Here is a 13,908-nt window from a genome sequence, read left to right on the forward strand (position 1 = left end):
CGCTCATCGGGGGTGGACGACCGCCCCACCGTGTGGCCGACGTACTTCCGGTACGCGCGGCGGGCCGTTCCCTGACTCCCGTCCGCACTCCCTGACTCCGTAGAACCGGGCCGCGAGCGCACGTCCGCTTCCCGTCACCCACCCGCGACCGTCATGGGCCGGTACCCAGCCGGCCTCGCGCCGCTCTCGCCGCACGGTCGTGATGCCGGCGAGGACGAGGTCGACGCCGACGGCGAACCGTCGGCGGTGCGACCTCCCGTGACGTCCTCCTGATCCTCACGGACGTCCCGCGTCCTGCCGTCGCGGGGACGGAAGCGGAGCGCCGGGGCGAACGGGCCGCCCCTGCCGGTCTTCATGACGGTGTGCCTTCCAGCTCGGTCTCCGCCGTGGTGGTGGGCCGTGGGGGAGGGGTGACGGTCCGGCGGCGCGGCAGTACGCCGATCGCCACGCCCGCCGCGAGCACGAAGAGGGCGGCGGCGACGGCCAGGCCCAGGGCGTAGCCGTCGTTGAGCGCGGCGGGGCCGGTGGCCGTACCCGTGCGGTGCGCGGCGACGGTGGCCAGGGCGGCCAGACCGACGGAACCGCCGAGCTGGCGGGAGCTGTTCATCAAGCCGGAGGCCATCCCGGCCTCGCGGGGAGCGACGCCGGTGGTCGCGGCGGCGGCGACCGGGGCCGCCCGCGCCCGTGGCCGGTCTGTCCTCCGGACGCGTCCACCGAGACCCGCTGTCGACCGCTTCGCGGACGTCACCGGGCAGGCGTGCTGAACTTGTTTCTACAGTGCTGTAGATTTCCGTTCAGGCCGGCGGCACCCACCCGTGCCGCCGGGACGGCATGGAGGGATGAGACATGGGGGTTCTCCGCCGCCCGGGCCGAAGACGGCCCCTCGGCGAGTCGGTACGGAGACGGGCGGAGCGCGGCCGGATGACCAGTGAGCCGCGCCTCCGACCGGAGGACCGCGCCGACGTCGAGCGGCTTGTGCGCCAGACCTTGGACGCCGGAGCCGGTCCCGCCGGGGGGAGCAGCGCGCATCTGCTGCGGCAGGTGTTGCGGGACGCCGACGAGATCGCGGCCGCCGCCGGCGAAGAGTACCGCGCCTACCTCACGGCCAAGGGCGCGTTCCCCGTGCCCCGCCACCCCCTGTGGGACGCGTTCGCCGTGCTCACGCCCCTGGTGTCGGCCACTGCGGCGGCCGTCCTCCTGCTGACCGGTTACACCCTGCGGCTCGCCGGCACGGCCGCCCACTGGGCCTCGACGATGGTGACGACCGGATGGCTGTGCGCCCTCGTCGCCGTGGTCTCCGGCGCCGTAGGCTTGTGGACCGTACTGCGCACCGCCCTGAACCGGCCCGCGCCGGACCCGGGGGACGGCGAGGCGGCGGTGGCCGCCGCCCGCGAGCGGTGGCGGCGGGCCCTGCTGGACCGGGGGCTGCTGCCCCGTCTCGAACGCCGCTCGTCCCTGGCCCCGCGCTCAGCGGCACTCCAACCGGGAACAGCGCCCGCACTTCCCACATCCACCACAGACAAGGAGACGACCGGTGTCGGTCAATCTGAGTAAGGGACAGCAGGTCAGCCTGAGCAAGGCGGACGGCACCGCGCTGACCGCCGTCCGCATGGGACTCGGCTGGCAGTCCGCGCCCCGCAAGGGCTTCCTGGCCAAGCTGACCGGCCCCCGCGCCATCGACCTGGACGCCTCCGCGCTCCTCTTCTCCCGAGGACAACTGGCCGATGTCGTCTTCTTCCAGCACCTGAGCAGCAACGACGGCTCCGTACGGCACCTGGGTGACAACCTCACCGGAGGCAGCGGCGCCGGCGGCGACGACGAGACCGTCCTCGTCGACCTCGGACGCGTGCCCGGACACGTCGACCACATCGTCTTCACCGTCAACTCCTTCACCGGGCAGACCTTCGCCGAGGTGCAGAACGCCTTCTGCCGTCTGGTCGACGAGACCACCGGCGAGGAACTGGCCCGCTACACCCTCAGCGGCGGGGGCCCGCACACGGCCCAGATCATGGCCGCGCTCCACCGCGAGAGGGGCGGCTGGCAGCTGAAGGCCATCGGGGAACCCGCCACCGGCCGCACCTTCCAGGACCTGCTCCCGGCCATCGCCACCCACCTCTGACGCGTGCGACGATGGCTCCTCGTGGCGGCCTGTGCCCTGGTGCTGTGCACCGCCGTACGGGCCACCGGCACACTGCTGCCGGACGGGCCACCGCCCTCCGCAGGCCCCTCCGGCACCCCGTCCGCCGCCTCCCCGTCGGCCCCGGCCACCTCCTCGTCGTACGACCCCGCCCACTACGCGTCCCAGGTCCGGGCCCGCGCGCGGGAGACCGGCGTCAGCGCGCGGCTGCGGATGGCGATCCTCTACAACGAGGCGTACAAGCCGCACGACCCCGGCCTGGAGAGGGCCTGGCAGCGGTACAAGCCGGACGCCGCCTTCGGCATCGCCGACATGCACCGGGCCGCTTTCGAGGAGGTGCGTGAGGGCCGGGACTTCGCCGGCCGCCGCTGGGAGGACCTGGCCGACGACCGGGACCTCGCCATCGAGGCCGAGGCCTGGTACCTCCACGACCTCGCGGCCCGGCTGCCCGCCGACCGGTCCGCCGCATGCACCGAAGACGAACTGCTGGCCCTCGGCTACAACGCCGGCCCGGCCGCGATGCTCGCCTTCGCCCGCGGCGCGGCCCCCGGCGACCAGGCGCGGTCGTACCTGGAGAAGCTGCACGGGAACTGGGACAGGGCGGGGAAGGCGGTCGGCGCGGACTGAGCCCCTGATCCCCGCCGCCACGGGAGGACCACGACCGCCGTACCGTCCTCCTCCTCGACGGAGGCCGTACCGCTGAAAGGCAGTGCCGCCGCCGCGCTCAGCGGCCGATCCGGTCCAGCTCCGCGAGGTCCTCGTCGGAGAGCGGAAGTCCCGCGCCGACGACGTTCTCGCGCAGGTGCGCCACCGAAGAAGTACCGGGAATGAGCAGGATGTTCGGTGACCGCCGCAGCAGCCAGGCCAGGGCGACCGACATCGGCGTCGCCTCCAGCCGGGCGGCCACGGCGGAGAGCGCCGTGGACTGCAGCGGGGTGAAACCGCCGAGCGGGAAGAAAGGCACGTAGGCGATGCCCTTGCCGGCGAGATCGTCGATCAGCTCGTCGTCCTGGCGGTGAGCGAGGTTGTACATGTTCTGCACGCACACGATCGGTGCGATCGTCTGCGCCTCGGCGACCTGTTCCGCGGTCGCGTTGCTCACTCCGAGGTGCCGGATCAGGCCCTGCCGCTGGAGTTCGACGAGGGTCTCGAACGGCTCGGCGAGGGAGCCCGGCTGGGGGCCCCGGGCGTCGCCGAGCCGGAGATTGACCACGTCGAGCACGTCGAGGCCGAGGTGTTCCAGGTTCGCGTGCACGGCGCGGCGCAGGTCCTCGGGCCGCCGGGCGGGGGGCCAGCCGCCCTGCTGGTCACGGACCGCGCCGACCTTGGTCACGAGGCGCAGCGACCCGGGATAGGGATGCAGCGCTTCGCGGATCAACCGGTTGGTGACGTGCGGTCCGTACGCGTCGGCGGTGTCGATGTGGGTGATCCCCAGATCGGCGGCCTCGCGCAGCACGGCGAGCGCACCGTCGTGGTCGGCGGGCGGACCCGTCACCCCGGGGCCGGCGAGCTGCATGGCGCCGTAGCCGAAGCGGGTGACGGTCAGATCGCCCAGGGACCAGGTGCCGCCGGGCAGTGACGCGGGAGATGTGTTCATGCTGTCGTGTTCTTTTCTGCTGAGCCGGATCACGGGAAGGTGCTTGCCACTTGACAGGCCCGCTCGTCGGGCGGGCCTCGCTCGCTCATGCCGTCGATGTTCGCCCGGGAGTGAACGGCGCGGCCAATACCGATGAGGTGCTCTGTCATACCGGGCAGGTATCACCGAGTTACGCTCTGGCCATGGACACCCTGGAGACCCGCGAGCTGAGGTACTTCCTGGCCGTCGCCGAGGAACTGCACTTCGGCCGCGCCGCCGAACGCCTCGGCATGGCCCAGCCGCCGTTGTCCCGGGCGATCCAGCAGCTCGAACGGCGCCTGGGCGTCCGTCTGCTGGAACGCGACCGCCGCGGCGTCGCCCTGACCGGCGCCGGAGAGATGCTGCTGCACGAGGGCCGCGCGGCCCTCGACGCGGTGACCGCCGCCGCGCGCCGCACCCGCCGCGCCGGTGGCCCGGACAGTCCGGGCGGCCCTCGCAACCGCCTGGTGCTGGCGGTGAAGGCCGGCGACTCCCACGAACTGCTGCACAAGCTCCTCGACGCCTACGCGGCCGAGCCCGACGCCGCCGAGGTCGAGGTGGTGCCGAGCGGCACGTGCGAGCAGGGAGAGATGCTCCGCGACGGCCGTGCGGACGCCGCGCTCATGCACGCGCCGTTCAACTCCCTCACCGGGTTCGACACCGAGGAACTGATGACCGAGGGCCAGATCGCCGTCCTGCCCGCCAAGCACCCCCTAGCCGCCCACCGGACCCTGTCCCTGGCCGACGTCAGCGACGTCCCCGGACTTCCGCTCGCCCGCTGGTCCAGCAACGGCGCGTACCCGCCCGGCCCGGGCCCCGAGATCCACGACCAGACGCAGCTGGCGCAGCTGATCGCCCTCGGACGCACCATGGCCGTCTACCCGGAGTCGGCCCGCGCCTGGCTGTGGGCCGAGCACGCCGCGGTCCCCCTGACCGACGCGCCCCCGGTCGTCACCCACCTCGCCTGGCCCGCGCACAGCCGCTCCCTCGCCCTGGCCGGACTGATCCGCACGGCCACCCGGCTGTGACCGCCCGCGTCCCGGCCCACCACGCGATCCGCACCCGAACCCGACCACGTCGGCGGCCGTCGGTTCCTCGGACGCATGTCGGTCTCCGCGGGCTGGGCCTCGATGTCTCCGGCCTGGCCCGCCGGGCGCGTCGTCGCAGTGAGTGATCTCTGCGGACTACGGTGTCCGAGCCCGAGGCGGAACGGGCGGCTCAGATGGGGCACTCGATGTGGATGTCGATGTCCACGTCCTCCGTGTGGATGCCGATGTCGATGGACGACTCCGTCTTCACCGGGATGATGGAGATCGGTATGCCGTCGGCGAGTCCCTGGCTGACCAGCGCCTTCCACCGGAAGGCCTGCGCGGGGTCGGAGGTGACCTCCACCAGCATGTCGCGCTGCTTGTCCGTGAGCGCGAAGTACTCGTCCCCGAACGCCAGGACGCCGTCCTTCTGGACGATCCCGATCGCCCTGCGGCGTTCCTGCTCGTCCTGCCTCAGCCGCTGGATCAGCTTCTCGAAAGTCTGCGGATCGAGCGCGGGCTTGGCGTACGTGGCCATGGTGTCTCCTCGAAGCCCATGGGCCGGATGGCTGGGCGCACGGCGGCCCGCGTCGGACGCGCCGGAGGAACCGGGTTGGACGCGGCGGAGGAACCGGGTGCGGGGAAGCCGGCCATGAACAGGCCCGAATCTTTCTTCTTGCCCCTGTTCCAGGGTACGCGCAACTCGACTGCCCCGCGCGGCGGAAGCCGCCCCTCACTCTCCCGGGCCCGGCGGGCTGGCGGCCCTCGCGACCCCCACGGACAGTGGCGGAAAAGATCCCCGCCCGGAAGGCCCGCCACCCATGTCCGGACCCGTGGAACCCCTGCCGGACTGCGCCGACGACCCCACCGGCGCACTGCGCGCCATGTTCGTGGACCTCGTGCAGGGCAGGCGCGTCGCACAGGGACAGGAACCCGCGCTGCGGCCCGTCTTCCTCAAGGCCCACGGCTCCGCCCGGGGCGTCCTCACCGTCGACGCCGACCTGCCCGAGGAACTGCGTGTCGGCTTCCTGGAGGCCGCCCGCGCCCAGGGCGGGCTGACCGCCTGGGCGCGGTTCTCCAGCGACACCGTGCCCACCAGGTCCGACCTGCGCACCACCCTCGGCATCGGCATCAAGCTCTTCGGAGTGCCCGGCGCGAAGCTCCTGGCGGACGAGAGCGCAGCGGACACCCAGGACCTGCTGCTCCAGAACCACGACGTGTTCTTCGTCGACACCGCCCGCGACATGTGCGAATTCACCCGGGCCGGGGTCGTCGACAACACCCTCCAGGCCTATCTGGACAGCCACCCGGTCACCCGGACGGTCCTCAAGGACATGGCCAAGGACGAGAAGAGCACGCTGACCGCCACGTACTGGAGCGTGCTGCCGTACGGCTTCGGGGACGAGCGGCACGTCAAGTACAAGCTGGTCCCCGCGGGCTGCCCGGACGGCGATCCGCAGGCCGTGCCGCCCGACGAGGATCCGTCCTTCTTCCGCGGCGACCTGCGGCACCGGCTGGCCGCCGGGGAGGCGGCCTTCGACCTGTTCGTACAGCTGCGCACCGACCCGGACGGGATGCCGCTGGACCGGGCCACCGTCCGCTGGGACGAGGCGGCGAGCGCTCCGGTGCGGGTGGCCAGGCTGACCCTGCATCAGCAGAACACCGAGGCCCGCGGCCAGGCCGCGTACGGCGAGAACCTCGCCTTCAACCCCTGGCACTCCCTGCCCGAGCACCGCCCGGCCGGCAGCATCGCCGAGGCCCGCCGGGCCGTGTACCTCGCCTCGGCGGCCCGGCGGCGCGACGCCAACGGCGTCCCCACGACCGAGCCCGGCCCCGCCCGGCCGGCCTCCACCGAGCCGCCCGGCCGCGACACCCGGATCGTCCGCGCCGCCATCCACCCGGCGATCGGCGTGGCCCGGGTCGGCGACAGCGCCGAGGGGTTCTTCCTCGCCCCCGAGGTCGACGGCGCGCCCACCGAGGCGGCGTACAAGGACGCGACCGGGGCCCTGAAACGGCAGGCGGTCCGCTTCCGGGTGTACGGCTTCAACGCCGCCGGGGAGCCGGTCGCCGAACTGACCGCCGACAACGCCGACCTGCGGTGGACCGTCCACGTGGCCAACAAGAAGGCCGCCTGGTACCAGTTCCAGCTCGCCCTGGACATCCCGGAGGCCGCCCAGGCCCCGGAGAGCAGACTGCGCAACGCCACCGTCCGGCCCCGGAGCCGACTGGTCATCGACCCCGGCTCCCGGTCGGTGCGCGGCCGCGACCGGGCCGGGCTGCCCGAGCTACGGTTCGACACCGGCACGTTCATGGGCACCCCCGTCTACCTGGGCGAACTGCGCACCGACCGGGCCGGCCGGCTCCTCTTCCTCGGCGGCCGCGGCAAGGCGGCCTCGGCGGACGACCTCCCCGCCACCGACTACGCCAACAACGACGGCTGGCACGACGACATCGCCGACGGGCCGGTGCGGGCCGAGGTCCGGATCGACGGCCGGACCATCCCCGTCGAGCCCGCCTGGGTCGTCGTCGCGCCCCCCGACTACGCGCCCGGCCTCCAGTCCGTCCGCACGCTCCACGACCTGCTGCGCGACACCTACGTGACGGCCGGGATGCTGCCCCGCCCGCAGCGGGTCTCCTTCACCCACGACGTGCTGCCGGTGCTGAGGCGGCTGTGCGACCTGCAGTGGGTCAACCACGGACTCGCCGTCCAGTTCGGCCACGGCGGCCGCGACCATCTGCTGGCGCCCGAGCGGCTCACCCGGCTGGCGAGCAAGGACCCGGTCCACAAGGAGCTGCGGCGCCAGGTCTGGGCGTCGCTGCGGCACCTCGACCGCGACGGCATGTCCCCCGTGCCCTGGCCGTCGGTGTACGGCGACGCCGTGAATCTGCCACCGGTCTCCCCGCGCCAGCACCTCGCGCTCTCGCCCCTGCAGTACGACCTGCTGACGCGCTGGATGGACGGCGCCTTCGTCGAGGACTTCGATCCGGCCGCCCGACCGGTGACCAGGCTGGAGGACGTTCCGCTCGCCGAGCGCCCCGCGACGCTGGACCGGGCCGCGCTGTCGTGCTGCCTCGCCGACGCCTTCCACCCCGGCTGCGAGCTCACCTGGCCGATGCGGCACGCCACGATGTACTCGGCGCCCTTCCGGATCAAACACCGCGACCCGGGTCTGCCCGACCAGAGCTACGGCCGAGTCCTCACGCCCCAGGCCGCGCTCGGGGTCGACGGCCCGCTGTACGCGCAGGGGCCCGGCCACCTCACCCGGTGGATGGCCGTCCCCTGGCACACCGACACGGCGAGCTGCCGCTCCGGTTACGACCAGGGCTTCGGGCCCCGCTACGACCCGTACCTGCCCACGTTCTGGCCGGCCAAGGTGCCCAATCACGTCCTGGCCGAGGAGGAGTACACGATCGCGATGGACCCCGCGCGGCCTCAGCAGGAGCGCCGGCTCGCCTTCGAACGCAGGTCCGTGTGGCTGCGCTGGCTGCCCACCGGCTACGAGACCCAGATGAACGAGATGGTCCGGGACTTCGGCAAGCTCGGCATCGTCGAACGCCGTCCCGGCCCGCGGGACACCCCTGGGCTCCCGGAGACCATGATGGTGGAGTCCGAAGTGACCTTCGCTCCCGAGCCCGCCCCGCCCCGCGAACGCAATCTGATCACCGTGCACGTGCCGGAGGCCGCCGATCCGGAGGTACGGACCGACGCCGTGGCCGCGGCCGTGGCGATGGCCGAGCCGCCCGACGAGGAGGTCTCGGCCGGCTTCGTCAGCAAGATGACCCGCCTTTCGGGCCGCCGGTGACGGGCGGCTGCGACGCGGTCGTGGCGGGCGCCGGGCCGGCCGGGTCGGTCGCGGCGCTGTGCCTGGCCCGCGCGGGCCGCCGGGTCCTGCTCCTCGACCCCCGGCCTCGGGACCTTGCCGGGAGGCGGGGAGCGGGCCCGTACCGGATCGGCGAGACCCTGCCGCCCGCCGCCCGGCCTCTGCTGCGCGACCTCGGGCTGCTGGCCGGTCTCGACGCCGCCGGGCACCTGCCCTGCACCGGCACCGAAGCCGCCTGGGGCTCGGAGCAGTTGCACGGGCGCGGTCACGTCATGGACCCGCACGGCCACGGCCGGCACCTGGACCGCGTCCGCTTCGACGCGTTCCTGCGCGGCGCGGCCGAGGACGCCGGGGCCCGGCCCGTGTGCGGCGTCGCGGCGCGCCGGACCGGCCGGCCGGGAGCGTGGCGGCTGGTGGTCCGCGAGCGCGGGATGGAGCGGGAGCTGCCCTGCGCGTGGCTGGTGGACGCCACCGGCCGGCGCGCGGTGATCGCCCGGCAGGGCGCCGTACGGCTGCGGCAGGACCGGCTCGTCGCCGCGTACGCCCTGCTGACCGGCCCCGTACCGGCCGACCACGACCTGCGCACGCTCGTCGAGTCGGTGCCGGGCGGCTGGTGGTACACCGCGCGGGTGCCGACCGGGCGGCTGGTCGCCCACCTCACCGATCTCGACCTGGTCGAGCCCCGGCTGCGCACCGCCGCCGGGTTCCTGGAGGAGGTGGCCGGCACCCGGCACGTACGGACCCGGCTGGACGGCTACGCCACCGGGCGGCTGCCGCCACCGCGATGGGCGCCGGCCCACGGGCAGCGTCTCGCCCCGCCGGCCGGGCCGGGCTGGGTGGCCGCCGGGGACGCCGCGCTCGCCTGCGATCCGCTCTCCTCCCAGGGCGTCCTCACCGCCCTGCACACCGGCGTCCGCGCGGCCGCGGCCGTCGACGGCGCCTTGCGCGGCGAGGCGGGCGCCCTGGCCGTGTACCGCGCCTTCGTCGACGGGATCGCGGCGCGCTACCTCGCCCTGCACGCCCGGGCCTACGCCGAGGAAGCCCGCTGGGCGTCGTCGCCGTTCTGGGCGCGGCGCCGCCCGGCGCCGGCGGCCCTGCCCGGGGTCCTCACGCCGGGTTGAGGCAGATGTTCTGCGTGGTGCCGGCCATGGTCGCCTGGTCCAGGACGACGAGCCGGTTGATGTACCCCTCGCGCATGACGAGCAGCGAGTACGCCGACCACATGCCGTCGACGAGGGCGATGAACTGGGCGTTCGCGTCGAAGGTGTAGGTGTTGAACCCGTCCGTGATCCAGGACCACGGCAGCAGCTGCTCGTTGCCGCAGTCCCGCAGGACCAGGGTGACGACCCAGGGGAAGTGGACGTCGAGGCCGCTGGTGTCGCCCCGCTCGGCCCCCAGCAGGGATCCCTGCTCGAAGACGCCGCTCCTGCGCCCGCTGCCGGTGGTCTGTTCCGCGACCGCGGCGAACCGCTGGTGCATCGGGTTCCGCAGCCGCGCGGTCGAGCCGTGGCCCTCGGCCTGGCGCAGGGAGATCCGCACGAACGCGGTGAGTTTCACGGCGAGGTCGGCCTCGTCGTCGACGGGGAAGAACTCGGGGGGCACACACGGCTCGTCCGGCAGGTCGTCGAGGGGCGGGAACCCGAGCGTGCCGGGGTCCGTCTTGTGGGTCCGCAGTTTGTCGAGGAGGTCCTGCCAGTCCACGAGGGGCATGGGCAGGCCGCGGAGCTGGGCACCCAGCTCGTAGATGAGCGCGGTCTCGGGGTGGGCCGTCAGCAGCCGGGCCTCGAAGGACCCCTGGGACGTGCCGGCGTTCTGGTTCACCATCGCCAGCTCCTGGTGGAAAGGTGTACCGGTGGGAGGAGAAGGGGCCCGGGCGCGCGGCGGTCGTCCGAGGCGGCGGCGATCCGAAGCGGCGGTCGTCCGAGGCGGGCCGGGCGGGGACGCGCAAAGGGTCGGACAGGCCGCCGACTCAAGGTCTACGGCGGCCCGCGCGCGGGCGCTCCTTGTGCGGTCACTCCCAGTCTCCCCCCGGGCGCCGGGGCCCGCAAACCCGGTCCGCGCGGGGGCCGCCCCCGGCTCGGCGCGCCGCCACCGGTCTCCTGCCGTACGGTGGAAGACGCCTGCTCGGCTCGGTCGTGCCCGCGAACGCACCCTGGGAGAAGGGCAGATGCCGACCGTCACTCCTTCCCAGCTGCGGCTGCTCGGCCAGTTCCGTCTGGAGTCCGCCGCCGGGCCGGTCGAGCTGTGCGGCAACGCGCAGCGGCTCCTCGCCTTCGTGGGGCTGCGCGGGCGCGTCAGTCGCAGCGTCCTCGCCGGGACGCTGTGGCCGGACGTCACCGAGGAGCACGCGCGGGGCAGTCTGCGCACCACCTTGTGGAAGCTGCCGCACGGCGACCGGCCGCTCGTGCGGTGCGGCGGGGAGTGCGTGGCGCTCACCGATGCCCTGCGGGTGGACGCCCAGGCCCTGGCCGAGACGGCGCTCGGCGTCGTGCGCGCGGAGGCTCCGCCCCCGTACGGCCCCGCGCCACCGGTCCTGCTGGGCGGGGGTGAGCTGCTGCCCGGCTGGGACGAGGAGTGGGTGCTCCTCGAGCGTGAGCGGCTGCGCCAGCTGCGGCTGCACGCGCTGGACGCCCTGGCGGACGGGCTGACCCGGCAGGGCTGCCCGGCTCTGGCCCTGGAGGCGGCGCTCGCGAGCGTACGGATCGAGCCGCTCCGGGAGAGCGCGCACCGGGCCGTCGTGGCGGCGCACCTGTCGGAGGGCAACGTGATCGAGGCCGTACGGCACTACCGCGCGTACCGGCAGCTGCTGCGGGACGAACTGGGCCTGGAGCCGTCCGCTCAGCTCGCCCGGATGATTCCGGCGGCCCACCGATGACGGCGCGATGACAAGACGCTGACGGCACCGGCCTACCCTTCTTCATGGACAAAAGGGCGCAAAAGTGGCACGGAAGGGGCTGTCCATGAAGTCGCTTCTCGAATACCGGAGCAACCGGATCGTCGAACTGATGGAGGAGCCCGCCGAGCGCCGCGACGCCGACTGGCTGAAGGAGTCGCTTCAGCAGGCGATGATGCTGGAACTCGCCACCCTTCCCCCGTACTTGTCCGCGATGTGGTCCATCGAGCCGCAGAGCGGGGAGGTGGTGAAGGCGTTCAAGCGGATCGTCTTCGACGAGATGTCCCACCTCGGCCTCGCCGGGAACATGCTGACCACCATCGGCGGAGTCCCCCGCCTCGGCGACGTGCACACGGTGCCGAAGTACCCCGGTCCGCTGCCCGGCGGCGTACGGCCGTCGCTGACCGTCTTCCTGAGCGGGCTGTCGAAACAGTCCCTGGATCTCTTCGCGCGGATCGAGGAGCCCGACGACCCGGTCGCGGAGGCCCGGTCGCACACCTCCATCGGCGCGTTCTACACCGCGGTCCTGGAGGTGTTCCGGGACCACGCGGAGCTGATCACCGGGGCTCACCAGCTCGAACGGGACATGCGGCACCACGGCGCGGGAAACAGCCTCGTGGCACTGAACTCGCTCGCCGACGTCGAGGCGGCCATCGAGGTGATCAAGGAACAGGGCGAGGGCACCTCCGCCTCGCCGGAGAACCCGCACCCCGGAGTGACCGGCGAGCTCGCCCACTTCTACGTCTTCCGGGAGCTCTTCCACGGCCGCAAGCTGGTCAAGGTCGCCGAGAACCCGGACCGGTGGGAGTTCACCGGGGACGCCGTCGCGCTGCCCGGCACCCACCCGATGGGCACGGTGCCCGACGGCGGCTGGGGAGCACCGGGGCAGCCGGCCCCCGACGCCGGGACCCAGGGCCTGCTGGACCAGGGCAATCAGGCGTACAGCCGGATGCTGGACCTGCTGGAGGACGCCTGGCAGGCGGACGACCCGGACACGGCGACCGGCCTCCTCGACGAAGCCGTCTTCGAGATGGTCGGTCTCAAGGGGCCGGCTCGGGCCCTGATGCTCCGCGAAGTCCCGGGCGGCGGCGGCAAGACCTACGGACCGGAGTTCCGGTACATCGACGACCAGGACCGGCCGGCGGGCCGGCCCGGTGAGGAACGAGTGCCATGAGTGAGCAGGGCTTGGGCCCGGGTGAGCGGCCCTTCGAGGTCCCGCCGGATCTGCCTTCGGAGGGCAGCCCGGATCAGGAACCGGAGAGCTTCCGGGTGGCCCCGTACCCGCCGTCGGAGGCGAGCAGGGCGGCGGTGGAACGGGCGAGCGGTCTGAGCGACTTCAGGGTCCGCAGCGTGCGGGACGAGGCCGTGGAGGCGCTGTTCGCCGGGGCGAGAAGCCGGCAGCGACCGGGGCGGCCCCGTCCCGCCGATCATCTGGCCGGCGTGGGGAACGTCCAGGGGTTCGGCCGGGGGCTGAGCGAGCCGGAGGACGAGGCCGTGCCGGGCACGGAGGTGCTGCGCGTCTACGTGGCGGAGCCGGTGTCGGCCGATACGGCACGGGCACTCGTCGTCGACGGCCTCGGGGTCCGCGCGGCCGGAGATCTGCCCCTGCACGTCGTCCACAGCGGGATCATCAGCCTGCAGAACCTCACGCACCGGCAGCGGCCGGCCGGGGGCGGAGTCTCCATCAGCCATTACTCCGGGGTGCAGGGCACCCTGGGGTTCTTCGGCCGGGGCCGCGCCCCGGCGGATGCCGGCAAGATTTTCCTGGTCAGCAACAACCACGTCATCGCCAACGTGAACTCCGCCGCCGGCGGTTCCTGCATCGTGCAGCCCTCCGGCGCCGACGGGGGCCGCTGCCCCGACGACCGGATCGCGATACTGGACAAGGTCTACCGCCTCGACCTGACGTTCACGGTCAACAACTACGCCGACTGCGCCCGGGCCTGGTGCTACCCCGACCAGGTGGTGCAGAGCCAGCTCCAGGTACACATGGTGTCCGGGATCGGCCCCCAGTTCTACGGCATAGGGAGCGTGCCCCAGGCGGCCACGATGAACATGTGGGTCGGCAAGACCGGCTGCATCACGCAGACCACCTACGGAAAGGTCGAGGACACGTACTGGGGCGGCCTGATCAACGGACTGCCCTTCGACGGGCAGTTCGCCATCAGGAACCCCGCCTACACCTTCTCCACGCACGGCGATTCGGGTGCGGTCGTCTGGGCCTACGACTCGACCGTCAACCCGGTGGGCCTGCTGGTCGGAGGACACCCTCTCACCCGGATATCCTTCGCCACTCCCGTCTCCTGGGTTCTCGACTACCTCGACCTCAATCTGCTCTAGGGCCTGTCGTTTGGATCACGCCGCAGACGCGGGGTCTGGCACGCGCATCTGCGGCGTTGTCGTCACTCGCCGAC

At 73.2% G+C, this 13,908-nt stretch carries 12 protein-coding genes and 1 pseudogene; 9 read left to right on the plus strand and 4 right to left on the minus strand.

From position 1 onward, the window contains the following. Positions 1-352: 352 nt before the first annotated feature. A pseudogene (locus J7I94_RS18010) lies at positions 353-673 on the minus strand (MFS transporter); the annotation flags it as partial. 248 nt (positions 674-921) lie between these two features. Between J7I94_RS18010 and J7I94_RS18015 the strand changes: the two are divergent. From J7I94_RS18015 to J7I94_RS18025, 3 genes are read left to right on the plus strand one after another with little or no spacing between them, the layout of a single operon-like run. Continuing rightward, positions 922-1,554: a hypothetical protein gene (locus J7I94_RS18015; protein WP_215168150.1), complete on the plus strand. Its 633-nt coding sequence runs from the start codon at positions 922-924 to the stop codon at positions 1,552-1,554. After that, positions 1,535-2,119 (plus strand): TerD family protein, encoded by a 585-nt coding sequence (locus J7I94_RS18020; RefSeq protein WP_215168151.1) that lies wholly within the window; start codon positions 1,535-1,537, stop codon positions 2,117-2,119. Before J7I94_RS18015 ends, J7I94_RS18020 begins: the two co-directional genes overlap by 20 nt. A gap of 3 nt (positions 2,120-2,122) precedes the next feature. After that, positions 2,123-2,764, plus strand: a complete 642-nt coding sequence (locus J7I94_RS18025) for a lytic transglycosylase domain-containing protein (RefSeq protein ID WP_215168152.1) — start codon at positions 2,123-2,125, stop codon at positions 2,762-2,764. 97 nt (positions 2,765-2,861) lie between these two features. On the opposite strand, the gene J7I94_RS18030 is transcribed toward J7I94_RS18025, so the two are convergent. Further along, positions 2,862-3,734, minus strand: a complete 873-nt coding sequence (locus J7I94_RS18030; RefSeq protein WP_285442647.1) for an aldo/keto reductase family oxidoreductase — start codon at positions 3,732-3,734, stop codon at positions 2,862-2,864. A gap of 182 nt (positions 3,735-3,916) precedes the next feature. On the opposite strand from J7I94_RS18030, the gene J7I94_RS18035 reads away from it, so the two are divergent. After that, positions 3,917-4,780: a LysR family transcriptional regulator gene (locus tag J7I94_RS18035; RefSeq protein WP_215168153.1), complete on the plus strand. Its 864-nt coding sequence runs from the start codon at positions 3,917-3,919 to the stop codon at positions 4,778-4,780. A 190-nt stretch (positions 4,781-4,970) separates the two neighbouring features. Here the strand turns inward: J7I94_RS18035 and J7I94_RS18040 are convergent, their stop codons facing one another. Next, complete coding sequence (locus J7I94_RS18040; RefSeq protein WP_215168154.1) at positions 4,971-5,318, minus strand: hypothetical protein; 348 nt, start codon at positions 5,316-5,318, stop codon at positions 4,971-4,973. 283 nt (positions 5,319-5,601) lie between these two features. Between J7I94_RS18040 and J7I94_RS18045 the strand changes: the two genes are divergently transcribed. Further along, the gene (locus tag J7I94_RS18045) at positions 5,602-8,583 is read left to right on the plus strand and encodes a LodA/GoxA family CTQ-dependent oxidase (RefSeq protein WP_215168155.1); all 2,982 of its coding nucleotides are present in this window, start codon (positions 5,602-5,604) and stop codon (positions 8,581-8,583) included. After that, on the plus strand, positions 8,580-9,722 hold the full coding sequence (locus J7I94_RS18050) for an NAD(P)/FAD-dependent oxidoreductase (RefSeq protein ID WP_215168156.1): 1,143 nt from the start codon (positions 8,580-8,582) through the stop codon (positions 9,720-9,722). The genes J7I94_RS18045 and J7I94_RS18050 overlap by 4 nt, the downstream gene beginning before the upstream one ends. Here J7I94_RS18050 and J7I94_RS18055 read toward each other — a convergent pair. Next, positions 9,709-10,425, minus strand: coding sequence for a hypothetical protein (locus J7I94_RS18055; protein ID WP_215168157.1), 717 nt, complete (start codon positions 10,423-10,425; stop codon positions 9,709-9,711). The two genes, J7I94_RS18050 and J7I94_RS18055, sit on opposite strands and share 14 nt — an antisense overlap. 343 nt (positions 10,426-10,768) lie before the next feature. On the opposite strand from J7I94_RS18055, the gene J7I94_RS18060 reads away from it, so the two are divergent. The 3 genes from J7I94_RS18060 (at position 10,769) to J7I94_RS18070 (ending at position 13,834) form a co-directional block, all read left to right on the plus strand. Then, entirely contained in the window at positions 10,769-11,476 is a 708-nt protein-coding gene (locus J7I94_RS18060) for a BTAD domain-containing putative transcriptional regulator (protein WP_215168158.1), read from the plus strand. An 85-nt stretch (positions 11,477-11,561) separates the two neighbouring features. Further along, positions 11,562-12,668, plus strand: a complete 1,107-nt coding sequence (locus tag J7I94_RS18065; protein ID WP_215168159.1) for a ferritin-like protein — start codon at positions 11,562-11,564, stop codon at positions 12,666-12,668. Further along, entirely contained in the window at positions 12,665-13,834 is a 1,170-nt protein-coding gene (locus J7I94_RS18070) for a hypothetical protein (RefSeq protein ID WP_215168160.1), read from the plus strand. The genes J7I94_RS18065 and J7I94_RS18070 overlap by 4 nt, the downstream gene beginning before the upstream one ends. The last annotated feature ends 74 nt before the right edge of the window (positions 13,835-13,908 follow it).

The organism is Streptomyces sp. ISL-12 (assembly GCF_018614415.1).
Taxonomy (GTDB): domain Bacteria; phylum Actinomycetota; class Actinomycetes; order Streptomycetales; family Streptomycetaceae; genus Streptomyces.

Excerpts from the sequence above, each read along its gene's own strand:
- J7I94_RS18015 (WP_215168150.1), top strand. The coding sequence starts at position 922 with ATGACCAGTGAGCCGCGCCTCCGACCGGAGGACCGCGCCGACGTCGAG.
- J7I94_RS18030 (WP_285442647.1), bottom strand. The coding sequence starts at position 3,734 with ATGAACACATCTCCCGCGTCACTGCCCGGCGGCACCTGGTCCCTGGGC.
- J7I94_RS18035 (WP_215168153.1), top strand. The coding sequence starts at position 3,917 with ATGGACACCCTGGAGACCCGCGAGCTGAGGTACTTCCTGGCCGTCGCC.
- J7I94_RS18040 (WP_215168154.1), bottom strand. The coding sequence starts at position 5,318 with ATGGCCACGTACGCCAAGCCCGCGCTCGATCCGCAGACTTTCGAGAAG.
- J7I94_RS18045 (WP_215168155.1), top strand. The coding sequence starts at position 5,602 with ATGTCCGGACCCGTGGAACCCCTGCCGGACTGCGCCGACGACCCCACC.
- J7I94_RS18055 (WP_215168157.1), bottom strand. The coding sequence starts at position 10,425 with ATGGTGAACCAGAACGCCGGCACGTCCCAGGGGTCCTTCGAGGCCCGG.
- J7I94_RS18060 (WP_215168158.1), top strand. The coding sequence starts at position 10,769 with ATGCCGACCGTCACTCCTTCCCAGCTGCGGCTGCTCGGCCAGTTCCGT.
- J7I94_RS18065 (WP_215168159.1), top strand. The coding sequence starts at position 11,562 with ATGAAGTCGCTTCTCGAATACCGGAGCAACCGGATCGTCGAACTGATG.
- J7I94_RS18070 (WP_215168160.1), top strand. The coding sequence starts at position 12,665 with ATGAGTGAGCAGGGCTTGGGCCCGGGTGAGCGGCCCTTCGAGGTCCCG.